Origin of the sequence: Perlucidibaca aquatica (genome assembly GCF_001676655.1) — a bacterium.
GTDB lineage: Bacteria > Pseudomonadota > Gammaproteobacteria > Pseudomonadales > Moraxellaceae > Perlucidibaca > Perlucidibaca aquatica.
In genome coordinates, this window is the sequence record NZ_LZDB01000001.1 from 456,061 (window position 1) to 478,408 (window position 22,348).

Annotated in this window: 26 protein-coding genes and 1 pseudogene; 15 read left to right on the plus strand and 12 right to left on the minus strand. The window is 56.2% G+C overall.

From position 1 onward, the window contains the following. The first annotated feature begins 11 nt into the window (after window positions 1-11). From A8710_RS02250 to A8710_RS02285, 8 genes are read left to right on the plus strand one after another with little or no spacing between them, the layout of a single operon-like run. On the plus strand, window positions 12-593 hold the full coding sequence (locus A8710_RS02250) for a YggT family protein (protein ID WP_068857841.1): 582 nt from the start codon (window positions 12-14) through the stop codon (window positions 591-593). Continuing rightward, window positions 593-1,774 (plus strand): homoserine O-succinyltransferase MetX, encoded by a 1,182-nt coding sequence (gene metX, locus A8710_RS02255; RefSeq protein WP_068857842.1) that lies wholly within the window; start codon window positions 593-595, stop codon window positions 1,772-1,774. The genes A8710_RS02250 and metX overlap by 1 nt, the downstream gene beginning before the upstream one ends. After that, window positions 1,764-2,366, plus strand: a complete 603-nt coding sequence (gene metW / locus A8710_RS02260; protein ID WP_068857843.1) for a methionine biosynthesis protein MetW — start codon at window positions 1,764-1,766, stop codon at window positions 2,364-2,366. The genes metX and metW overlap by 11 nt, the downstream gene beginning before the upstream one ends. Further along, window positions 2,363-2,980 (plus strand): RdgB/HAM1 family non-canonical purine NTP pyrophosphatase, encoded by a 618-nt coding sequence (rdgB, locus tag A8710_RS02265; RefSeq protein WP_068857844.1) that lies wholly within the window; start codon window positions 2,363-2,365, stop codon window positions 2,978-2,980. The genes metW and rdgB overlap by 4 nt, the downstream gene beginning before the upstream one ends. Beyond that, a complete protein-coding gene (gene hemW, locus A8710_RS02270; protein ID WP_082968601.1) occupies window positions 2,959-4,152 on the plus strand; it encodes a radical SAM family heme chaperone HemW in 1,194 nt (397 codons plus the stop codon). The genes rdgB and hemW overlap by 22 nt, the downstream gene beginning before the upstream one ends. A 59-nt stretch (window positions 4,153-4,211) precedes the next feature. After that, window positions 4,212-4,667: a YaiI/YqxD family protein gene (locus A8710_RS02275; RefSeq protein ID WP_068857846.1), complete on the plus strand. Its 456-nt coding sequence runs from the start codon at window positions 4,212-4,214 to the stop codon at window positions 4,665-4,667. Window positions 4,668-4,696: 29 nt separating this feature from the next. Further along, entirely contained in the window at window positions 4,697-4,930 is a 234-nt protein-coding gene (locus A8710_RS02280) for a hypothetical protein (protein ID WP_068857847.1), read from the plus strand. Beyond that, window positions 4,927-6,120: a hypothetical protein gene (locus A8710_RS02285; RefSeq protein ID WP_068857848.1), complete on the plus strand. Its 1,194-nt coding sequence runs from the start codon at window positions 4,927-4,929 to the stop codon at window positions 6,118-6,120. The genes A8710_RS02280 and A8710_RS02285 overlap by 4 nt, the downstream gene beginning before the upstream one ends. A 1-nt stretch (window position 6,121) precedes the next feature. On the opposite strand, the gene A8710_RS02290 is transcribed toward A8710_RS02285, so the two are convergent. From A8710_RS02290 to trmB, 3 genes are read right to left on the minus strand one after another with little or no spacing between them, the layout of a single operon-like run. Then, the gene (locus tag A8710_RS02290) at window positions 6,122-7,900 is read right to left on the minus strand and encodes a patatin-like phospholipase family protein (RefSeq protein ID WP_068857849.1); all 1,779 of its coding nucleotides are present in this window, start codon (window positions 7,898-7,900) and stop codon (window positions 6,122-6,124) included. 31 nt (window positions 7,901-7,931) lie between these two features. Further along, complete coding sequence (locus A8710_RS02295; protein ID WP_068857850.1) at window positions 7,932-8,699, minus strand: ion transporter; 768 nt, start codon at window positions 8,697-8,699, stop codon at window positions 7,932-7,934. 1 nt (window position 8,700) lies between these two features. Then, entirely contained in the window at window positions 8,701-9,402 is a 702-nt protein-coding gene (trmB, locus tag A8710_RS02300; protein WP_068857851.1) for a tRNA (guanosine(46)-N7)-methyltransferase TrmB, read from the minus strand. A 141-nt stretch (window positions 9,403-9,543) separates the two neighbouring features. On the opposite strand from trmB, the gene sodC reads away from it, so the two are divergent. The 5 genes from sodC (at window position 9,544) to A8710_RS02325 (ending at window position 11,577) form a co-directional block, all read left to right on the plus strand. Then, window positions 9,544-10,062 carry a superoxide dismutase family protein gene (gene sodC, locus A8710_RS02305; protein WP_068857852.1) on the plus strand — a complete coding sequence of 173 codons (519 nt, stop codon included), beginning with the start codon at window positions 9,544-9,546 and terminating at the stop codon, window positions 10,060-10,062. Next, window positions 10,062-10,436, plus strand: coding sequence for a gamma-glutamylcyclotransferase family protein (locus A8710_RS02310; protein ID WP_068857853.1), 375 nt, complete (start codon window positions 10,062-10,064; stop codon window positions 10,434-10,436). The genes sodC and A8710_RS02310 overlap by 1 nt, the downstream gene beginning before the upstream one ends. Further along, window positions 10,437-10,754, plus strand: a complete 318-nt coding sequence (sugE, locus tag A8710_RS02315) for a quaternary ammonium compound efflux SMR transporter SugE (RefSeq protein ID WP_068857854.1) — start codon at window positions 10,437-10,439, stop codon at window positions 10,752-10,754. 16 nt (window positions 10,755-10,770) lie between these two features. Further along, window positions 10,771-11,118 (plus strand): TM2 domain-containing protein, encoded by a 348-nt coding sequence (locus A8710_RS02320; protein ID WP_227512981.1) that lies wholly within the window; start codon window positions 10,771-10,773, stop codon window positions 11,116-11,118. 66 nt (window positions 11,119-11,184) lie between these two features. Continuing rightward, complete coding sequence (locus A8710_RS02325) at window positions 11,185-11,577, plus strand: VOC family protein (protein ID WP_068857856.1); 393 nt, start codon at window positions 11,185-11,187, stop codon at window positions 11,575-11,577. A 10-nt stretch (window positions 11,578-11,587) separates the two neighbouring features. Here the strand turns inward: A8710_RS02325 and A8710_RS02330 are convergent, their stop codons facing one another. Together A8710_RS02330 and A8710_RS02335 are read right to left on the minus strand one after the other, a co-directional pair. Beyond that, a complete protein-coding gene (locus A8710_RS02330; protein WP_068857857.1) occupies window positions 11,588-12,382 on the minus strand; it encodes a thiazole synthase in 795 nt (264 codons plus the stop codon). A 60-nt stretch (window positions 12,383-12,442) separates the two neighbouring features. After that, complete coding sequence (locus A8710_RS02335) at window positions 12,443-12,628, minus strand: hypothetical protein (RefSeq protein WP_068857858.1); 186 nt, start codon at window positions 12,626-12,628, stop codon at window positions 12,443-12,445. 620 nt (window positions 12,629-13,248) lie between these two features. On the opposite strand from A8710_RS02335, the gene A8710_RS02340 reads away from it, so the two are divergent. Beyond that, on the plus strand, window positions 13,249-14,163 hold the full coding sequence (locus A8710_RS02340) for a hypothetical protein (protein WP_157686241.1): 915 nt from the start codon (window positions 13,249-13,251) through the stop codon (window positions 14,161-14,163). 96 nt (window positions 14,164-14,259) lie between these two features. On the opposite strand, the gene A8710_RS02345 is transcribed toward A8710_RS02340, so the two are convergent. Further along, window positions 14,260-15,684, minus strand: coding sequence for a hypothetical protein (locus A8710_RS02345; protein ID WP_068857860.1), 1,425 nt, complete (start codon window positions 15,682-15,684; stop codon window positions 14,260-14,262). Window positions 15,685-15,798: 114 nt separating this feature from the next. On the opposite strand from A8710_RS02345, the gene A8710_RS02350 reads away from it, so the two are divergent. Next, window positions 15,799-17,997, plus strand: a complete 2,199-nt coding sequence (locus A8710_RS02350) for a hypothetical protein (RefSeq protein WP_068857861.1) — start codon at window positions 15,799-15,801, stop codon at window positions 17,995-17,997. Between the two features lie 27 nt (window positions 17,998-18,024). Here A8710_RS02350 and thiS read toward each other — a convergent pair whose 3' ends face one another. From thiS to ftsY, 6 genes and pseudogenes are all read right to left on the minus strand, one after another. Continuing rightward, window positions 18,025-18,225, minus strand: coding sequence for a sulfur carrier protein ThiS (thiS, locus tag A8710_RS02355; protein WP_068857862.1), 201 nt, complete (start codon window positions 18,223-18,225; stop codon window positions 18,025-18,027). A gap of 1 nt (window position 18,226) precedes the next feature. Next, complete coding sequence (locus A8710_RS02360; RefSeq protein WP_068857863.1) at window positions 18,227-18,610, minus strand: DUF423 domain-containing protein; 384 nt, start codon at window positions 18,608-18,610, stop codon at window positions 18,227-18,229. A 67-nt stretch (window positions 18,611-18,677) separates the two neighbouring features. Further along, on the minus strand, window positions 18,678-19,538 hold the full coding sequence (gene rpoH / locus A8710_RS02365; protein WP_068857864.1) for an RNA polymerase sigma factor RpoH: 861 nt from the start codon (window positions 19,536-19,538) through the stop codon (window positions 18,678-18,680). Between the two features lie 134 nt (window positions 19,539-19,672). Further along, complete coding sequence (ftsX, locus tag A8710_RS02370; RefSeq protein WP_068857865.1) at window positions 19,673-20,641, minus strand: permease-like cell division protein FtsX; 969 nt, start codon at window positions 20,639-20,641, stop codon at window positions 19,673-19,675. Further along, entirely contained in the window at window positions 20,638-21,309 is a 672-nt protein-coding gene (gene ftsE / locus A8710_RS02375) for a cell division ATP-binding protein FtsE (RefSeq protein ID WP_068857866.1), read from the minus strand. The genes ftsX and ftsE overlap by 4 nt, the downstream gene beginning before the upstream one ends. 30 nt (window positions 21,310-21,339) lie before the next feature. After that, a pseudogene (gene ftsY / locus A8710_RS02380) lies at window positions 21,340-22,260 on the minus strand (signal recognition particle-docking protein FtsY); the annotation flags it as partial. Window positions 22,261-22,348 lie beyond the last annotated feature (88 nt).

The window sequence follows — 22,348 nt, forward strand, 5'->3', positions numbered from 1 at the left end:
GAGTTTTTGAGATGGATCCGCTGAGCCAAATTGCCCTGTTATTGATCAACACCGCCTGTAGCGTATTTCTGATGCTGGTGTGGTTGCGTTTTTTGCTGCAGGCCTCCGGCGCAGATTTCTACAACCCGATGTCGCAGTTTGTGGTGAAGGCCACTAGCCCGATTTTGCATCCGCTGCGGCGTGTGATTCCGTCGGTGTTTGGTTTGGACTTCGCGGCACTGGTTCTAATTTTTGTGGTCAAGCTGGTGCAACTGGCGGCCACGGCCTATCTCACCGAGCAAGCCGCAACGCCTGCGTTGCTGGCCGTGACGGCAGTATTCGGGTTGCTGCTGGCGGCCTCGAGCTTCTTTTTCTGGCTGATTTTGCTCATGGTGATCCTGAGCTGGGTCAGCATGGCGTCCGGCGGCGTTAGCCCGGCCTTGATGCCAATTTTTCAGCTCTCCGAGTTCATTTTGGCGCCTTGCCGTCGTTTATTGCCGAGCATGGGCGGCTTTGACCTGTCGCCAATCATTGCATTCCTCGCCATTCAGATCTTTGAGATTCTGGTGAAGTCGGCTTACCCCACCGCGCTGGCGCTGGTAGGGGCGGGCTGATGTCTGACGCGGCATCGTTCGTCTATCCCGCCGACAGCGTGGGCCTTGCCACGCCGCAGACGGTGCATTTCGACACGCCGCTGACGCTGGCTAGCGGCCGCGTGCTGAAAGCCTACGACATCGTTTACGAGACTTACGGCACGCTTAACGCCGAGCGCAGCAATGCTGTGCTGATCTGCCATGCGCTGTCCGGGCATCATCATGCCGCCGGTTTCCATGCTGGCGAAGATCCGGCCAAAGCCAAGCCGGGCTGGTGGGATGCGGCCATCGGGCCGGGCAAGGTCATCGATACCGATCACTTCTTTGTGGTAGCCATGAACAACCTCGGCGGCTGCCATGGCTCGACCGGGCCAGCGTCGATTAACCCCGACACGGGCGTGCCGTTCGGCCCAGACTTTCCGCTGGTGGCGGTGCGTGACTGGGTCAAGGTGCAGGCGCAGGTCTCGGACTATCTCGGCATTCAGTGCTGGGCTGCGGTGGTCGGGGGGTCGCTCGGCGGCATGCAGGTGCTGCGCTGGAGCATCGATCAGCCAGATCGCATCGCCAATGCGGTGATCATCGCCAGCGCGCCGAAGCTGTCAGCTCAGAACATCGCCTTCAATGAAGTGGCGCGTCAGGCCATCCGCCGCGACCCGGATTTTCATGGCGGTCATTACTACGCGCATGGCGTGGTGCCGGAAGTGGGTTTGTCGCTGGCGCGCATGGTCGGCCACATCACCTATCTGTCCGACGATGCCATGCACCAGAAGTTCGGTCGCGATCTGCGAGCCAAGACCTACCAGTACGGGTTTGATGCCGAGTTTCAGGTCGAGTCCTATCTGCGCTATCAGGGCGAGGTCTTTTCCAAGCGCTTCGATGCCAATACCTATTTGCTGATGACGCGCGTGCTCGACTATTTCGATCCGGCGCGCGACTACGATCACGACCTCGCCAAGACTTTTGCCAAGGCAAAATGCCGCTTTTTGGTGCTGTCCTTTAGTACCGACTGGCGCTTTGCCCCCGAGCGATCACGCGAAATCGTGGATGCCTTGGTCGAGGCCGGCAAGTGCGTGTCCTATGCGGAAATTGATGCACCACAGGGTCATGATTCTTTCCTACTCGACAACCCGCGCTACCTCGCCGTGTTTGGGGCTTATATGCGCCGCGTCGCCGAAGAGCAGGAGGCTTGCCATGCGTCTTGATCTGGCATTGGTCAAGCAATGGGTGCGACCCGATACGCGCGTACTCGACCTCGGTTGTGGTGATGGCGAGCTCTTGGCGCATCTGCGCGACACGCTCAATGTGCGCGGCTACGGCCTGGAAATTGATCCGGACAAACTCACCATCGCCATTGGGCGCGGCGTTAACGTCATTGAGCAGGACCTGAATAAAGGTCTGAGCAATTTCAGCGACGACAGCTTCGATACCCTGCTCATGGCGCAGGCGCTACAGGCCGTGCAACGCCCGGACGAACTGCTCGACGACATGGTGCGGGTGGCGCGCGAAGTCATCGTTACCTTTCCCAATTTCGGCCACTGGAAAACGCGCTGGTACTTGATTCGAAATGGCCGCATGCCGGTGTCGCGCGCGCTGCCCTACGGCTGGTACGACACGCCGAACATTCACCTCTGTACCTTCCGCGACTTCGAAGCCATGTGCCGCGACAAGGGTCTGCACGTGCTCGATCGCCTCGCCGTGGATCAGGATCAACAGGACAGTGTGCTGTCGCGCTGGTTCCCGAATTTATTCGGGGAAATTGGAATTTTCCGCGTCACGCGCGGGAGTGGCGCATGACTAAGTTAGTCTTGGCCACCGGCAATGCCGGCAAGCTTAAAGAGCTACAGGCGCTGCTCGCTGACACGGGCGTTGAAGTGCTTTCGCAGAAATTGTTTGACGTGCCGGATGCGGATGAGACCGGGCTGTCTTTTGTCGAAAACGCCATCCTGAAAGCTCGCCACGCCGCTCAGCTGACGGGCCTGCCGGCCTTGGCCGATGACTCAGGATTGGTTGTTGATGCCTTGCTCGGCGCACCCGGCATCTACTCTGCACGCTATGCCGCTGACCCACTCACTGGCGCACCGGCAGGCGATGCCGCCAATAACGCCAAGCTGCTCGATGCGCTGGCAGCGCTGCCAGCCAATACCCCGCGTACTGCACGATTTGTCTGTGTACTTGCCTTTGTGCGTCACGCCGATGACCCGCTGCCGGTGCTCTGCCAGGCGGTGTGGGAGGGCGAAATCGCGCACGCGCTCTCGGGTGAAGGCGGCTTCGGCTACGACCCCTTGTTCATGGTACCGGGCGAGGGCATGACCAGTGCGGAGCTTTCCCGTGAGCGCAAGGCTCAGCTCAGTCATCGAGGCCGCGCCTTGCAACAGTTGAAGGCGCGCTGGGGCGAGACCGGGCTTTGAGCCATCTACCCCCGCTTAGCCTCTATGTGCACATGCCCTGGTGCGTGCGCAAATGCCCGTATTGCGACTTCAACTCTCACGCCGCGCCCGGTGACGAGCAGGGTGGCGTGCCCGAAGCGGCCTACATCGCGGCGCTGCTGCAAGATCTCGATCAGGACCTCGCGGACTTCCCCGATGCACAGGCTGGCGAACGTGAGCTGGTCTCGATTTTCATTGGCGGCGGCACGCCTTCACTGATTTCACCAGCAGGTTATGCCGCGCTTTTTGACGGACTTCGTGCGCGCTTGAATTTCGCTGACGATATCGAAATCACCCTCGAAGCCAACCCCGGCACGGTCGAGCAGGGCTTGTTCCAGGGCTATCGCGAGGTCGGCATCAATCGCTTATCGATTGGTGTGCAAACCTTCCAGACCGCGCAACTGAAAGCGCTAGGTCGCATCCACTCGGGTGATGAAGCGCAGCGCGCCGCGCAGTCGGCACGCGAGGCCGGCTTCAGCAATTTCAATCTCGATCTTATGCACGGGCTTCCCGGGCAAACGCTGGAGCAGGCGTTGGATGATTTGCGCCAGGCCATCGCGCTCGAGCCCACGCATCTGTCTTGGTATCAGCTCACGCTGGAGCCGAACACCGTGTTTTTCCGCGAACAGCCCGTCTTGCCCGATGAAGACGTGCTTGCCGATATTCAGGATGCTGGTCAGGCATTGCTGGCCGCTGAGGGCTATGTGCAGTACGAGGTCTCGGCCTATGCCCGTCACAATCAGCGTTGCCGACATAACCTGAACTACTGGCAGTTTGGCGACTATCTCGGTATCGGAGCGGGCGCGCATGGCAAGCTCACGCAGGTAACGGCTACCGGCCTGGATGTCCTGCGAACCAGCAAGACTCGGGTGCCGAAAGACTATCTCGCGGCGACGCGCTTTCGCGTGGCTGAGACTTTGATTGCTGCCGAGGCGCTGCCCTTTGAATTCATGCTCAATACCCTGCGCCTAATTGAGGGTGTGTCCACAACGCTGTGGTCGGAACGAACCGGCTTAAGTGCGCAGGTGCTGGCCGAGACAGTGACGGCTTTACAGCGTAAAGGCTTGCTGCAAAACGACACCCGCACGTTGGTTGCAACAGCGTTGGGGCAGCGCTACCTGAATCGGGTCATCGAGGCATTTTTGCCGGAATGAATTACTATGACTCGACGTTCATTGCGTCGTCACACTTCCTGAACTTGAGTAACTGAACCATGCCTTCTGCCATCTGGGTTGATGCGGATGCCTGCCCAATCGTCATTAAAGACATGCTGATTCGCGCCTGCGAACGCACCGGCATTTCAATTACCTTTGTCGCCAACCAGCCGGTGCGTGTGCCCGCTGGCTTGCCCATGAAGGCCGTACAGGTGCCTGCCGGTTTTGATGTGGCAGATAACTACATCGTGCAGCACTCCGATGTACATGATTTAGTGGTCACACAGGACATCCCATTGGCCGCTGAGCTGGTGAAGAAAGGTGTGGCGGCGGTGACACCGCGTGGACAATTCCATACCAAAGAATCCATTGGTCAGCGCTTAGCCATCCGGGATCTGATGAGTGATTTGCGTGATGCTGGCATGGTGCGTGGTGGCCCGCCGCCGTTCTCGCAAGCGGATCGGCAGAATTTCGCCAATCAGCTCGACAAATGGCTGGCCCAGCGTAAGCGATAAGCCAACTTTTATTTCCTCAGGAGCGCGCAATGACGCCTGCCGACAACAACATCGCCCTTCAGGCTCTGGCGCGAAGACTACGTCGGCCAGTCGCCAGTTTGGCGGATTTCGCTGAGTTGTCGCCCCGCCATTTACAGCAATTGAATGCGCTGCTGGAAGCGGCAAGTCAGCGTGAGGCCAAGCTGCTGCAGCACGATCTCAGGCATAGATTGCTGTTACCGCTGCGGTGGTTGTTGCAGCGCCGCTTAAGGCATGGCGCATGAGTCGGTTATCGAGTCAGGCTGAAGTGATTAAGCTAGGCCGCCTGCTGGGGGTGTCGCCTGCGCAATTGGAATTTTTGACAGACTTACCTTCTGGTTCATTACATCATTTTCGCACGGCCATTTCGGATCAGTTGTTTGATGAGCAGAGAGAGCTGATTCAGGCCATGGCAGCCCTAACCCGATGGCTACCCAGTTGGCTGGCAGCTTTATTAGCGCGTTATTGGTTGGGCGCGACGCTCACGGCGCGTTTGGCGAGTGAATTGCCCGCATGGCGTGTGGCGGCTATTGCCCGCTATTTGCCCAAAGATTTCATGACCAATATTGCGGAAAGGCTGGACCCTCGAGGCGCACGCGAGCTGCTGTACTTACTGCCAGCGGCCCAAATTGCAGAGATTATGCAAATTTTGCTCGCCCGCCGTGACTACATCACGTTGGGTCGTTTTGTGGCGCTGCTTCCTGACGCTGTGGTGAGCGAGCTCGCCGCTCACATCCCGGATGAGGGCGATCTCATTCAAATCGTCTTTTTTATTGAGTCGCGGCATCGCATTGACCACCTCATCCGAGTGTTGCCTCGGGAGCGCATTGAGCGCGCCATGTTGATGGTCTGCGATACCGAGCGCCGTCCGCTCTGGCCACACATACTTTCGCTCCTGGCCAACTCGAGTTACGGACTAAAACGCGAGCTCGGTGAGTTGGTAGCATCGCAAGGTGAGGACGTGCTGAATGCGGTGGTCCATGCCGCGCAAGAAGAGGATCTCTGGGAAGACTTGCTGCCGGTCGTGGCATGCCTATCGCCCGAGGTACAGCGCCACGTCGTGAATTTAGCGTCATTGCAGGTGCCCGAGGTGTTGCAGCGGATTCTGATCGCTACGGAGCGCAAAGGCCTGTGGACAGCCATGCTGGCGTTGGCGGAGTACATGAATGAAGCGGGCCGTGAGGCACTTGCGGCTGTCTTGGCGGAAGCAGAAAACAGCATGCTTGAACGGGCGTGCTATGCCGCCCTACTGAGCGCGCAATGGAACCCCTTGCTGGATATTGCTCGTCGGCTGTCGCCCGCCAAGCGTCAGGCCTGCCTAGATATTCTCGATCCCTACCTCACCACACTGGATCAAGAGACACTCTCTCATCTGCGTGACTTACTGGCGCATTACGGGATAGCCCAGCAGCCCACGCTCCCAACGACAAACTAGGTTAGCGCAGTAGGTTTTCGCGTATAGGTGCTAACAACGTGAGCGCGTGCTCATAGCCACGTTCAATCAATTCATCTAAGCGCTGCCAGTCAAACATACCAATGTCTTCGATAGGCATGCGGATATACGTGTCGGCGCGCTCAATGGATGCCTGCTGCGTGACGGTGTCGCTGGTGAGTGTGGCGGTTCGCATCAGAATTTCGGTCAGTGTTGGTGCGCGGGTGTCGCTTTTCCAGTTGAGCAGGGCGAGCTGATCCGGTTCGCCTAAGCCAGCGCCGGGCGCGCGGATATCGCCATTATTGCTGACGTTGCAGGCAATGATCACGCCGCGTTCCAAGTGCTGCATGACATCGGTGGGTAAGTTGTTCACGATGCCGCCATCACAGAGCAGGTCGCCCTCAAAGGCGATGGGTGGCGCCACACCCGGCACACTCATGCTGGTGCCGACCCAAGACGCTAAATGGCCCTGATCATGGACCATGGGTAAGCCCGTGGTGAGGTTGGTTGAGATGCAATAGTAGCTGCGTCGCAATTCCTCAATACGCCGTGAGCCAAAGATACTGGTTAGTCGGGCATGAAAGCGCTCACCTCGAATCAGTGACACTTTGGGCAGGGTATAGTCGTTGAGGAAGTTTCGCGCCACGAAGGTTTCATGCGCGATATGCGACATTTCAACGCTGTCGAAACCGCAGGCTAAGAGCGCCGATACGAAAGCCCCCATGCTGGTGCCACCGACAATATCAATCGGGATTTGCAGCTGCTCCAGAGCTCTCACCAAGCCAATATGCGCAAAGCCACGGGCACCGCCTCCGCCAAGCACCAAGCCTATTCCGCGACCGGAAATTTGCCGTGCCAATGCGGCAATTTCAGCCTTGGCCCAAGGGTGAACAAAATAATGAGCTCTGGCGCCAGTGGCGCGACACCAGGCCAATGTATTGGGTGCAGCATCACCTTCGGGACGCAGAAGTACCAGCTCGACGGGAGTGACTAGGCTGCCAGCTTGCAAGGTATTTAAAACAGGGACTGGCTCTGGAGTGGCGCTCGATTCAGCCAGCATCAAAATGCGATCCGCCTGACGCAGGCAGCGTAAAGACCAGGGGTCATGACCATTGTCGGCGGCATACAAGATGAAGCGATGCTTATGCTCCAAGTCGGCCAACCAGCTGCGTAAGCGGGTGTCTTCTTCGCTGCCATCGAGAGGTGTTTGAGCACTCCCATCGCCAAACACGCTATTTACATGAGCCGACGTAATTAAACGAGTTTCCGGCCAACCCTGCATGTGTGCGGTCAGGGCTTCTGCTAATTGAACGGCAGGCACACCGGCGGCAGCAGGAATTAGTGCCAGTGTCCCGCCTTTAGCGTTCGCCGACGCTGAGCGGAAGTTTTGGTAGTGACGTCCTCGGGCAATGATGAGTCGAGTCATCTGCACAAGGCAGTCTGGCTGACTCCGCATGAAAATCATGAACGTGCTGGCGGGAATGCTGAGGAGCAAGCAGTCGCGTAAGGCGCGAACTGTGGCGTTACGCGCCTCCGCAGCGACAACACCCATCTCACCCACCAGCTCGTGACGATTGATATAGCCGAGTATTTTGCCTTTAGCGGTGACCTGCAGTCGGCCGTGCACGAGGATGTATAGCTGGCGGGGCGGCTCGCCTTCCGAATAGAGTGTTTCTCCGCTGACCAATGTCTGTACTTTTACAGACTCGGCCAGGGTGCTGAGTGCTTCTTCCGATAGGTCGGAGAAGATTTCGACTTGCGATAGCGCGGCTGCAAAATCCATGATGAGCTTCCTTCAGGTTGCAGCGATAGAACTAGCGTCGGCTTCGGGTCTGCTCCGCGACGGCGCTGCGAATTTGCGAGATATTCTCACGCAACATATCGGCCACCAACTCATCGGTGCGTGGATCAAGCAAGACCTGTTCGGTGACACGCAGCACGGTATCCGTCACGCTTTCAATAATCTCGTTATAGAACGGCATGCGCTTAAAGCGGCCCGCCTGCGGGTCGTTACGCAGCTTTTCGCGCACCATGTCCCGCAGTTCACTTTGATTCTCTTCCAGTGCATTGGCGATATTGCGCGTGTAAGTGCCCTTCACAAGAACTTCAGCGACCTCATCCAACACGGCCACGGTAATGACGCCGCTCACGGCATTGACGACGCTGTCTTTCACGCGATTGAGCAGGCGCAGCGTAAAGCCATCACCCAGAATGCGATCTACGGCGCGACCCAAGCGCGCCATGGTGAGGATGAAGCGCAGGATGGGCCAGTCATGAAACATGACGTGCGACACCGGAATCATGCCCAGAAACGCATACCAGTTGCGCGCGAGGTAATGACGTGTCCAGCCGTCTTGACGCCAGTGGTAAAAGAATTCGAAGGCGAAGATGCTGCACACGGTGTAGTCCACCGTGCGTATCCACCATAAGGCTTGCTTACTGACGTGGAAAAAGTTCTGCCAGGCCAGCAATACCAGCGAGAGCATGGCGAGGGCAAACAAGATCCAGTCAGTCACGCCGCCGCTAAACAGGGCGGGGCGGGGTTCGTTCGCGGGTTTTACCGGCTCGAGCACAAGTGCCATATCAATCCATCCGTGTATAAATCAGATCCCAAACGCCATGCCCGGCGATATGGCCGCGCATTTCAAACTTGCTCACCGGGCGCCAATCGGGGCGTGGGTAATATTCCCCTTTCGCCCAGGCATTGGTAAAGCCCGGCGCTGCCTCCATATGCTCAAGCATCCATTCTGCATAGGGTGCCCAGTCTGTGGCCATGTGAAAGCGTCCGCCCATGCGAAGTTTACGGCGCACCAATTCAATCAAGTCAGGGCGCACGAAGCGGCGTTTATGATGTCTCGCCTTTTGCCAAGGGTCAGGGAAGTACAATTGCAGGGTATCAATGCCGCCATCGACGATGCCTTGCTCCAGCACTTGCACGGCATCGTCAGCGTAAAAGCGCAAGTTGGTTAGGCCACGCGTGCCGGCATCGAAGCAAAGCTGTGCGATGCCCGGCTTATGAATTTCAATACCAATGAAGTCGCGCTCCGGTGCGGCTTCCGCCATGGCGATCAGCGTCTGTCCCATGCCAAAGCCGATCTCCAGCGTTAAAGGCGCCTGCCGACCAAAGACTTTAACGGGGTCTAGCAGGCCATCCGATAGTTTCAGCTCGTAGCGGGACGCAAACTCTTCCATGCCACGCTGCTGGGAGGTGTTCAGCGGGGAAGTACGCGGCATGAAGGTTTTGATGCGCTCGGTGAACGGGCGCTGGCTGGATGTGTCGCTCATGAAAGGCTCTGCGGAGAGGCGGCTGATGGCGCGAATTGTAAGCGTTGCAGAGGAGTGGGTGTAGCCTGATCTACGGCGCTGTGTCGTTGTTGGTTGGCAGAGAGTTTGTCATGATGGCACGTACTGTTAGGGAGCATTGATATGAAGTCTGTCATGGGATTGATTCTAGCCTCGGCCTCGTTTTCCGCCTCGGCGGTAAGTTATGCCCCGATGAATTTGGTCGACGCCTTGGGTATTGGCCCGGCCATTGGCACCATCACGATCACCAATACACCCTATGGCTTGGTGTTTACCCCGGCACTAAAGGGCTTGTCACCCGGGCTGCATGGTTTTCATGTGCACCAAAACCCGAGCTGTGCGCCTAAGGAGAAAGACGGCAAGCCCGTGGCGGCGTTGGCTGCCGGTGGCCACTTGGATTTGACCGGCGCAAACAAGCACGGTGAGCCCTGGGGCGATGGTCATATTGGCGACTTGCCCGCCCTTTTTGTGGATGGCGATGGCACTGCATCCCAGCCGGTGCTTGCCCCGCGTTTAAAGCACGCAGACCTCGTAGGCCGATCATTAATGATTCATGTTGGCGGAGATAATCATGCGGATCACCCGGCGGTCTTGGGTGGCGGTGGTGCACGTATGGCCTGTGGTGTCGTGGAGCCCGGTTGATGTACAGCGAATGGTTGTTTTCCTACGGCACCCTACAACTGCCCTCAGTGCAAATAGCTACCTTTGGCAGGTTGCTTGACGGCGCGGCGGATGCCTTGCCAGGGTTCGAGCAGACGATGGTGCAGATTGAAGATGCCGAGGTAGTGGCCACAAGTGGGCAGACCCATCATCCCATTCTGCGTTTTAGCGGCGACCCCGCGAATCGCGTTGTGGGTCAGGTGTTTCGCATTTCATCTGATGAGCTCGCCCAAGCCGATCGTTATGAAGTCGCGGCTTATCGTCGCGTATCGGTTATGTTGGCATCCGGGCAGCAGGCGTGGGTCTATGTGGATGCGCGCTATGCGCCACCCCAATCCTTAGGCGAAGCAAGCTAAATGAACTGGATTATCTTAATTGCGGCAGGTCTTTTTGAAGTGGTTTGGGCTATTGGTCTTAAGTACACCGAAGGTTTCTCCCGCTTTTGGCCCTCGGTAATTACCTTGGCGGCTATGGCCATCAGTGTCGGCCTGCTGGGGTGGGCAATGAAGTCCCTACCGGTTGGCACCGCTTACGCTGTCTGGGTCGGTATCGGCGCAATTGGCACAGCCATCCTCGGCATGGTGCTGTTTAATGAGCCTGCCACGCTCATGCGAGGCCTGAGTCTGGCGCTGATTTTTGCTGGCATCATTGGCCTCAAGTTGGCGTCACACTAATTTTATGGAGCATTTTGTGAAGGACGATGAGCAAACAAAATTTTGTCGCGATTGTGGCGCCTCGCTGAATGCGCGAGCTGAAATTTGCCCGGCTTGCGGCATTCGGCAAATCCCCGCGCCTAGCATCATTCAGTTAGGCACTATTGCGCCCAATGGACGCAGTAAATTAGCGGCCATTCTGCTCGCCTTTTTTCTTGGCGGCTTTGGCATTCACAAGTTCTATCTGGGCCAGATTGGCTGGGGCATCGTTTATCTGTTGTTATGCTGGACGTTCATTCCCGCATTTGTCGCCATCATTGAAGCCATTTTACTGCTGGTCATGAGTGATGAGCGTTTCAATGCAAAGTTTGGCCAGCAGCGATAACGCCGCGTCATTTAGTTTTTTTTGAAGTAAGCGCCCGCATGTCGCCGGTGCTCAGGGAGAGACACAATGTTTAATCACATCATGGTGGGTTCAAATGACATCGAGCGCTCTAAGCGCTTTTATGATGCCGTCTTAGGCTTACTCGGTGCCAGCGCGCCCGTGCGTAATGTGGCTAACTCGGGCCATGTTCGCCTGTTTTATCGCCACGACGGCAACACTTTTTGCGTGACCGAGCCGATCAATGGCGAGCCTGCAACAGCCGCTAACGGGTCAACATTCGGTTTCAAATGCAGCTCCCCAGAGCAAGTGCAGGCGTTTCACGATGTCGCGGTCGCTCATGGCGGCACCTCGATTGAAGCGCCGCCCGGCTTACGCAGCAGCAGTTTGGGTGAGCTGTATCTGTCGTATGTGCGTGACCCTGATGGTCACAAGCTGTGCGCCTTGCATCGCCCCAGCTAAGTCGTCGCTCCTAGCGGAACGCGACACCGTCAATCGGGCTGGATGCCGTGGCATAGAGTTTGCGCGGCATCCGCCCGGCAAGGTATGCCTCGCGTCCGGCTTCCACGGCCTTGCGCATCGCTGACGCCATCAGCACGGGCTGGCCTGCCGCCGCAATGGCGGTGTTCATGAGCACGCCCGCAGCCCCCAATTCCATCGCCACAGCAGCATCTGACGCTGTGCCCACGCCGGCATCAATGAGTACCGGCACCGTGGCCTCTTCTAAAATGATGCGCAGGTTGTAGGGATTGACGATGCCGAGGCCTGAGCCAATGAGTGAGCCCAATGGCATGACCGCCACGCAGCCCATCTGCGCGAACAAGCGCGCGGCAATTGGGTCATCGTTGCAATAGACCATCACCTCGAAGCCTTCGTTGACCAGCGTTTCAGCCGCCTTCAGGGTCTCTGGCATGTTCGGATACAGCGTTTTTTGGTCGCCCAACACTTCCAGCTTGACCAGCTTATGGTCGTCGAGCAGTTCGCGCGCCAGTCGGCAGGTGCGAACGGCTTCTTCAGCGGTATAGCAGCCAGCGGTATTCGGCAAAATGGTGTAACGATCGGGCGAGATGACATCGAGCAAATTCGGCTCGCCTTTTGTCTGGCCAATATTCGTGCGGCGCACGGCAACGGTGACAATTTCTGCACCGCTCGCGGCAATGGCGTCACGGGTTTCGTTCATGTCCTTGTATTTGCCAGTGCCGACCAGCAGGCGGGAATGAAAAGTTCGGCCGGCAAGAACAAAAGCGTCAGTCATTGGATGGGACATGGGGCAGGGCTCGGGCAAGTGGCGTGTACCGGTGATTGTACGAGGGCTGCCCGCGCTCAGCTAGGATACTTGCCTTCTAGTCGCCTCTGAATTGGCTTCATTGAAGTAGAAATCAGCCGCCAGCTGGGCGATAGAGAGCTTAGCGCGTAGTAGGGCAATTTCTTCTTGCAGGCGGTAGTTCAGCGCGAGCAGCTCGTCAAGCTGAGGCGTTTCGGGTGAACCTACGCTGGAAATGTCGTCATTCACGTGGCATACCTGTTGCGGCAATTGAAGTGAAGAGGTCGTGTCACTCACAAGTTGTTCGCTTGTAAATTTATATGAAGATGGTAAACGAATGCGAAAGACCGGCGTTCCGTTGTTAGGGAAAATCTTTGTTTTTTATGTGAAGAAAAGTAATTAAACAATTCAGTATGTTGCGTCATATAGATTTTCTGGTGAGTTATACCTGCTGGCTAGGGCGATAAGGCGTCTTTATTAAATTTCGTATCTAAATGGCGTGGATATGGCCTTAAATTCCCGTTTGTACGCCTAAGCTTTGTGCGAGAAAAATCATAAGCCACTGAAAGTAAAAGCCATTAATATTTTACAAATTACTACAGTGTGGCTCGGAGGCCTGATTTGTTTCGCGCTTATAAACATTAATGAAACGGTATGAATAGTTTTCCGATGGTTTTATTGCGGTCGTAGCCAATAACCCACGGAATTTAACTATGAATATGCAAACCTCACAAAAACAGGCGATTTTATTACTGTCAGCTACATTGCTTTTAGCAGGCTGTAATAGCGGCGGGGACGAAACCAGTAGTGAAACGACTACGCCACCGGCCCCTACAGCCCCCAAGGTAGCGATTTGCAACTCAGAAAGCATGACCCCGGCCAAAATGGTTGAAGTCTTTGCGCAAAAACCTGTCGCAAAAGAATTGTCTGCCCTTGTGCTGACCCTGGTTGATCCTCAAAAGCAAACCCTGGCAGCGTTGACGACAGCGATTGATAACGTCGTAGCACTGGATGGTGCGAACTTTTGTGAGCTTACCGTTTTTCTGCAAGAGCTCATTAACGACGAAAAAAGTGAAGATCTGCAGCCACTGGCGTTCACGCTGAACATTATTTTAACCGGCCTGAATAACGGCATGACCTCCCAGCAGATTTCCAGCGGCTTAGTCCCGTTGCTGAATGGAACGTATGGACAGGCCAACAAGTCGGGTTTGATTTCCTCGGTGACGGACTTAACAGGAAACTTGCTGGGTGGCAGTGTGCTTAGCCCCGTTCAAGAGTTGCTGAAAGGCTTGCTCAGTCCTCAGACTGGCCTGCTGTCACCGCTGACCAAGCCATTGGATGAACTGACGGCCGTTGATGGTGGTCCTTTAAGCCCGCTCACTCAGCTGGTGAATACCTTAGTGAACACGAAAGATCAGGCATTAGAACCGCTCATTGCCTTGCTTAACGGTGTCTTAGGCGGCATGGAAAACGGACAAACGTCTCTCGAAATTGAGAACGGTATTAAAGCGCTGGATGAAGGCCAGCTATTCGTTAAGTCGTTCTTATCGAAAGTACCCTTCTATGGCGCTGCTCTGGCAGCACAGGCGCCCGCCGTTGCGCCTAAGCCGGTGGTGACCGCGCCTCCAAAGCCTACCAATCCGTTAGCTGGTTTGGGCGGTGGTAGCACGGAAGCAAAGACCCCGATTCTTGGCCCAGTCTTGGTGCAAATTCCGGTGCTCGGCCCCGTGCTTGATGGCCTGCTGGGCGGTTTGTTAGGCGGGCTGATGGGTCTGGCAAAGTAAGCGTTGAGTGAATCCAGTAAGCCGTGGTTTCTCAGTAACGAGAGATCAGGCTTACTGCAAACCACGCGATTGCCACTGTATTCCGTGGCAGTCGAATTAGCCCTGAATCGGTTGCGCTAAAATCCAAAGGCCGGACGTGGTGAACAACACCATAAGTACCAACATAGGTATTTGGCTGATCATGGCCGCACGCGCCGAGCCAAAGCTGCGCAGCGCCTGCTGATGCGCCAAGTAAACACTCACCACATGTCCAATCAAGATCAGCGCAACTTGCGTATGCCAGACAGTGCCCATGTCGGGCAGGATGGGTGCGCGCCAGAGCTGAGCGGTTCCAAACAGGTCCCAGCCCCAGCCGAAAGGGTCCGACAATAAGCTGACGATCTTGACGCCTTGCGACAGCAGCAGCGTGTAGTAGTGCGTAATGTGATACACCAATGCGATGGGAATCAGTGAAAAACCAAAGTCGCCGAGGAGCCTTAACAACGGTGTTTTACTTCCGGTCAGCAATCGGCCCAGCCAAATAAAAACGGTAAAAACCAGCAAATAAAGCCAGGGTGAAATGATTAAGCACAAGGTTTCATAGGCAAGGTAGAACGGTCTTAGCTCAACAAATGCGTGAATAGGGGGTTTGCCTATCCAGGCATAAATCAATCCGTAGGGGTCGGTCCAAAACAAGCGATACCACGGCACGGTCCCGCGAAGCCCATCAAACGCGGTCGCAGAAAGCATGAAGAGAATGAAAACGACCAGACTCAAGTGCTCCGCGCGTGCTTGCTGTAAGCCAGAAAACGGTAATCGCCAGCGCACACCCTGATTGGCGGTGTAATACAGCGGGGAGGCAAGCGCGAGCAAGCGTAAAAAGACTGAAAAAAACTCGCCATAACGGAGCCAGGCATCGCGGCCAAAGCAGGCCATGCCAGTCAACGTTATCGCCGAATAAATGAGTAAGTATTTGGCTAAGGCTTCAGGGCGAGTCAGGCTGAACAGCTCAATCCAAATAAAGCCCTGAAGCAGCAGTAGGGCTGGCCAGTAACTGAGCCAGCGTGGGTACTGCCAGCGACCCTCCATGAAGCGCCCAAACCCTAGGCTGATGACACGCCAGGGATTTAGTACTTCATAAAAATTGCCCAAGAAGGCGCTCAAATAAGCGATGCCTAAAACAAAAATGATCCAGAAAAACGTCATGTTGAAATTGCGATAGGGGTCTTGCACACCCCAGATGCCAGTGACGATGCACAGCAATAAAAGCCCGACACTGAGGGTGCTCAACCCGGGCCGCAAGCGCTTGCTCAGCTGCGTCAGCCAAGCGGCTGGGTAACTGGGTAGCGCACTTGGGCGGGCTTGGGTGGCGAGCAAGCCGATGACCAAAAATGAGATCAGCAGCGTGGCTGCCGCTGCATAAAGATAAAGCCAGAACGGCACCGGAAGCGTGTAGAGGCGACCAAACGAGTGAGCGAAAACGGGCCCAGCGAATAGGGACAGCCCAGTTGCGAAGAGGGCTTTTTTTACCAAATGGGTCATTTCCTATCTCTCGTTTTTATTGGACGCAATCCTACATTTGTATTAGTTTCGTTCAACTCTTTTTGGCTGATGATTTTCGGTCGAGATTTTTTGATGAAATGCGGGAGAACACGCATGCAGATTCACGGTAGCCAAGCTCGCTTGTGCCTTGCACTTTTCTTATCGGCATTCAGCTTGAGTGCCTGCGGCCCTTGGTCCTCAGACTCAGACGACGCCGATAAATCCCCTAGCCCTTCTGTGCGCGCTGCGCCTGTCACCAAGTTTGATTTAGCCAATGGTTGCTACCGCTTGCAACCGCAGGGCGGATCGGGCTTTGTTGGGCAGTCCGGTAATGCGTGGACGGCTAATGCCACGTCGGCAAAGGCCGCACTCTTTTATCTCAAGCCTACAGCGCTGGCCCAGTACCTGCTTTTTGATACCTCCAGCCAGATGCTCGCTGGCCAGTCGGGGCAGATTAGCGCGGTGGCGAGAGCCAGCGATGCGGCCAACTGGACATTGGCTACCGTTAAGCCGGGTCAATACACCTTGAACCTGAGCAGTGCCGGGCAATTTTTAGCCGCTGGAACGAATGGCGCGCTTTCCTTAGCGGCTGCGCCGACCATTTTTAATTTTGTCGATGCCTCGGGCTGCAAGCCTTATCCCGAAATTAGCGATGACATTATCGGTGAGACCTATCGTGGTCAGGGTGTAGATAAGCCCGTGATCGGCTTTGCCGAAGTGCATACCCACATGGCCATGGGCCATGAAATGTCCGACGGGAGTCAGTTGGTTGGGCCATCGGCTGGCGGGGTTATGTACGGGCAAATGTTCCATCGCTTTGGCGTGCCCCATGCCATGGATAACTGTGAAGATTGGCATGGTCCCAATGGCATTCGTGACCCTGAGGCCCTGATCCTCGATCTGAAGCCGCTGACGACGCACGAAACGGCGGGCTGGCCAAGTTTCGTGGCTTGGCCGGCGTATGACTCGCAGTTGCACCAAGCGATGTACTACAAATGGGTCGAGCGTGCGTGGAAGGCAGGGATGCGAATCATGGTGTCGGAAGGCACTAACATTGCGGCCCTGTGTGAAGTCGGGCGTCTAGGGGTTTTGCGCCCCGATGCCGATTGCAACGACATGAGCCTGGGTATTAAGCAGGTGAAATACCTGTTCGACTTGCAGAACTATGTGGATGCCCAAGAAGGCGGGCCGGGCAAAGGCTGGTTCCGCATTGTGACCAGTCCGAAAATGGCCCGAGAGGTCATTAACGAAGGCAAGCTGGCGGTGGTGGCAGGGTTAGAGTTTGCCAATTTGTTTGACTGCACCGTTAAGTTCAATCCGCTCGGTGGTGAGACGCGTGGCTGTACAAAGGAAAGTATCGACCGCCAAATTGAAGAGGTTTGGAACCTTGGTGTGCGAGAGCTTTATCCCTATCACGATGTGAATAGCGCGCTGGGTGGCACCGGTATTTTTAATGGCGATACCCTGAATTTGGTTGGCTTTGTTGGCACCAACCAATTTTGGAAAACCTATGACTGCGCGGATACCGGCGAAGGGGCTAAATACTTCTATCCTGCTGGCGCGATTATGACGACCGCGGTGCCGGGCACGGGTAGTGACCCTTTGAGTCAGGCGGTGATTGGCTTGCTACAAGGTCCCGCGCCCATTTATCCGCCCGACCGTCGTCAGTGCAACGCCCGTGGCATGACCGATCTGGGTGAGTACGCCATGCAGCAATTGATGAAGAAGAAATTCATCATCGACATCGATCATGCGGAAATCTCCATCAAACAGAAAATGTTGGACATGGCTAAGGCACAAAAACCGTCTTATCCCATGATTTCGGCACACGGTGGTCATGGCGGCATCAGCCTGGCGCAGGCCAAGGAAATTCTAGATAACGGTGGATTGATTTACCCGTTTAAGCCCAACGGTAAGGGTCATGTTGAGTTTATGAACAAGCTCAAACCCATTTGGCCGGCCAACAAACCTATGGCTGTTGGCTATGGCATGGATGCAAATGGCATTGCCGACCGTGCGCCGCCGCGTGGTGCGGGCAGCAAGCCTGTGAAGTACCCCTTTACGCTCTTTAGTGGTCCAGATTGGGGTGACCGCTATGCCAAAGCAGGCATTAAGCCCATCTCGGTGAAGCTGCAAACTGTGCCTGAAAGTGGCAAGAGCTGGCACATTGATGAGGTGGGCACGGCCCACTACGGCATGGTGGCCGATTACGTCGAGGAAGTTCGCTTGGAAGGTGGTCAGGAAGCCCTAGACGCCTTGTACAACTCGGCGGAAGCCTATCTGCAAATGTGGGAGCGAGTCGTTAATCGCTAAGCAGAACGGGGGCGGTCAAGGCCTGACTTAGCCCCCACCAATGGCATGCACAATCTCGATGTTATCGTTCGCTATGCAGAGGCATTGTGCATGCAAGCTGCGCGGCACTATCTCGCCGTTACGTTCAATGGCGATGCGCTTGCCGACCAGCCCTTGGGCGGCCACAAGGTCAGCGAGCGTGCAGCCTTCAGCGACTTCCGTGGGCTCTCCATTTAAGCGAATGTTCATCTTACGCACTCCGCATGAGGCTGTAGGCCAGCCATAACCAGCCTGCGATAAAAGCGAGTCCGCCTATCGGTGTAATGGCGCCAAACCAACGCGGTGCGCCCAGAGCCATGGCGTACAGGCTGCCGGAGAAAATGATAATGCCCAGCTGTAACAGTATCGCGCTGGTTTGAATGCCCGCGACGGGCAATGCCGGGGCTACGCTACTCAGGCGCAACAGCACGCCCAGTGCGACTAAACCCAAGGCATGCCACATCTGATAAGACACCGCGGTTTGCCAACAGCCTAAGGCCTCGGTGGACAGGCGTGCTTTCAGCGCATGGGCGCCAAAAGCACCGGTCATTACGGCTAAGGCCATATTCAGGGCGGCAAGTGCAAGCCAGTTCATGTCGGTTTCTCCGGCACATAAAAAGACCCGCAACGGTGGCGGGCCTGATGGGGAAGGATGGATCAGATTAGGCCGTCAGGGCTGCTCTGACTTTATCCATGGCATTTTTTTCGAGCTGACGAATACGCTCGGCGGACACGCCAAACTCATCCGCTAACTCATGCAAGGTGGCCTTCTCTTCGCTGAGCCAGCGTCGAGCCAGAATGGCCTGACTGCGGGTATCGAGCGCGTGAATCGCGGCCATCAGGTTATCGGTGTTGCGGCTCTCGGTATCGTCGGCCTCAACCAGCAATGCCGGATCGTAACGGTGATCTTCGAGATAATGAATCGGGGCTTTCGCCGCTTTTTCATCATCGTCATCCAGGCTGCCTTCGAGCGCTGTATCGTGAGACAGCAGGCGGCCTTCCATTTCGAAGACATCACGCATGGAGACGTTCAGGTCTTCGGCGATAGCCGCAGCTTCAGCTTGAGTTAAGCCACGCGACGATTTTTTCATGCTGCGCAGATTAAAGAACAGCTTGCGTTGCGCCTTCGTGGTGGCCACTTTCACGATGCGCCAATTTTTGATGACGTATTCGTGAATTTCGGCTTTGATCCAGTGCACCGCAAACGATACCAAGCGAACGCCCATGGTCGGGTCGAAGCGCTTCACGGCTTTCATCAGGCCGATATTACCTTCTTGAATCAAGTCGGCTTGGGGTAGGCCGTAGCCGGCATAACTCTTGGCGATATGAACGACAAAACGCAGGTGCGCCAGCACGAGTTGGCGTGCTGCATCGAGGTCATCGTGAAAGTGTAGACGCTCGGCAAGCGCGCGTTCTTCATCGGCCGTTAAGACCGCCACGCGGCTAACAGACTGGATATACGACCCGAGATTGACTCCCGGCACTGTCACTGCGATGGGCTGCAAGTGCTTGCAGTCACTCATCTTTTTACGCCTCCAATGGCCTATAGCCATACGCTGGGTTTATCACGACCGTGGATAATAGCATCGATATGCTGCCCTGCAAGATGACGAGCGAGCAGCGGCTCGGTTGACGTGCAGGGCAGGGTCTAGCGCAATTAGGACTCTAATTCGCGCAAATGACGGCCAACCGCCATCCATGCACCCAACCATCCTAAGAAGCTGGATCCGGCCAATACCGCCATGCCTGTGCCAAAAGAGGGGTAGCTCAAGCTAAAGTTGCTGCTGTAGAGGCTGGCCATTTGTGTCACGGGCACATTGAGCCATGCGGTGAAGCTACTGACGGCAATGAGGGTAAACACCCCGGCGCTTAAGCCGCACCAGACGCCCATGTAAATAAAGGGGCGACGGACAAAGCCATGGGTGCCGCCAAGCAAGGAAATGACACGAATTTCATCGCGGCGTGACTCAATGCTCAGGCGAATGGTGTTGCCCACTACCAACAATCCGCCGAGGAGCAGGGCGCCGCCAACGGCCCAAAGCAGGCGCTGACCCAACTCAAGCATGGATTGAAGACGCTGTACCCAGGCGATGTCTACTTCTGCCAAAGCGACTTCTGGCCATTGAGCCAACTGATCCCGCAGCGCAGTCATTTCGCTGGAGCTGGCATTATTCTTTGGAAACACTTCTAGCACGGCAGGTAAGGGGTTGTAGCCAAGCTGATCTAATGCGGGCCCATAGCCCGACTGCTGCTTGAACTCTTCTAAAGCCCCATCGGATGAAATAATGCGCGCCGAGCGAATGCCGGGCAGGGCTTGGGCGCGTGCCAGTACGCTGGCTTGTACTTCCGCGGGCGTCTCTTCCTTCAGATAAATCGACAGCCTGGCTTCGCCATCCCAGCCACTGGCTGCACTGCTGGCGTCATCCAGTAACTTGCCTAAACCCAGTGGCAGGGTCAGCGAGATGGTCATGACCAGCACGGTCATCAGCGTGGAAAGCGGCGATTGGGCGAGGCGGCCAAAACTATCTTTGGCTTCGCGCTGATGGTGTTGCAGCCAGTGGGTGGCGCGAGACGAAAAGGTGCTGGTTTGTTTTTCAGCACCGCGAGCAGCAATTGGCTGATTCATACGGAGGCTCCGGTGTCGGCGACCAGCTGACCAGCCTTCAAAGTCAAGAGACGATGGCGGAAGCGGGCAATCAGGGACAAATCATGAGTGGCGACAAGAATGCTAACGCCCACGCGCGACAGTTCTTCAAAGATATTCATCACTTCCACGGCTAACTGCGGGTCAAGGTTGCCCGTGGGCTCGTCGGCAAGAATGACGGCCGGTTTGCTGACCACGGCGCGGGCGATGCCGACACGCTGTTGCTCACCGCCGGAAAGCTCGAAGGGCTGCGATTTTGCGCGATGCTTGAGGCCGACCAGATCGAGCGCGGCATAGACGCGATTAGGGATGTCACGCGGCTGCATGCCAGCGATGATTAACGGCAGTGCCACGTTGTCATAGACCGAGCGATCGTCGAGCAGGTTGTGATCTTGGTAGATCATGCCGATGTCGCGCCGCGCCAGCGCAATTTGATTGCCCTTGAGCTGGCTGTGGTCGCGATCGTTCACGATAACGCGGCCGCTGCTGGCGCGCTCGATCAGCATAATGAGCTTAAGCAGCGTCGATTTACCTGCGCCTGAATGGCCGGTGAGGAAGGCCATTTCGCCGGTCGGTAACTCAAAGCTCAGCTCACGCAGCGCATCGAATTGCGGTGCATAACGCTTGCTGACAGATTCAAAACGGATCATCTAACGATCTCCAACGGGCGGCGACGACGCTTAACGCGTTTCGTCGAACAGCGCCTCAACAAATTCGGCAGCCACAAAAGGCCGCAGGTCATCAACACCTTCACCCACACCCACATACCGAATGGGGAGGTGGGTTCGGCTAGCAATATTAAACAGCACGCCACCTTTGGCCGTGCCATCCAGTTTGGTAATGACCAAGCCGCTGAGTTTGACGGCTTGGTCGAAGTCTTGCACCTGGTTCAGCGCATTTTGGCCAGTGCCGGCATCAACCACGAGTAGCGTTTCATGCGGTGCATTGGCATCCAGCTTTTGCAGTACACGCACGACCTTGCTCAGCTCATCCATCAGATGGCTTTTGTTATGCAGACGGCCGGCGGTGTCGGCAATCAGCACATCAATGCCCTTGGCTTGCGCGCTTTGCAGGGCATCGAACAGGACCGACGCGGAGTCAGCGCCACTGCCCTGTGCAATCACCGGAACATTATTGCGCTCACCCCAGACTTGCAGCTGTTCGACCGCAGCGGCACGGAATGTGTCGCCGGCGGCGAGCATGACGGACTTACCTTCACGCTGCAGACGCTTGGCTAGTTTACCGATGGTCGTGGTTTTACCGACGCCATTAACGCCCACCACTAAAATCACAAACGGAGTGGCGGCTTTGGGAATGACCAAAGGCTGTTGTCGCGGCGCGAGCAATTCGGCCAACTCTTTTTGCAAGGCGTCGTAGAGCGCATGCGAATGCAGTAGCTCATTGCGCGAGACGCGCTCGGTCAACGCATCCACAACGCGCTTCGTGGCATCGATGCCAACGTCGGCAACGAGCAGCTGAGTCTCAATGTCCTCCAGCAGCTCGTCATCAATTTCTTTGGCGCCGATCAGTAGCGTCGCCATGCCTTGGCTAAAGCTTTTGCGGGTTTTGGAGAGCCCGCTTTTCATGCGACTAAGGAAGCCGCCAGCCTCGTGAGAGGCGGTCTGGTCTGTACTCATTTGGGTGTCCAACCTGTGCCAGCTTGTTGCAGTGCGACAAGCTCGGGATGCG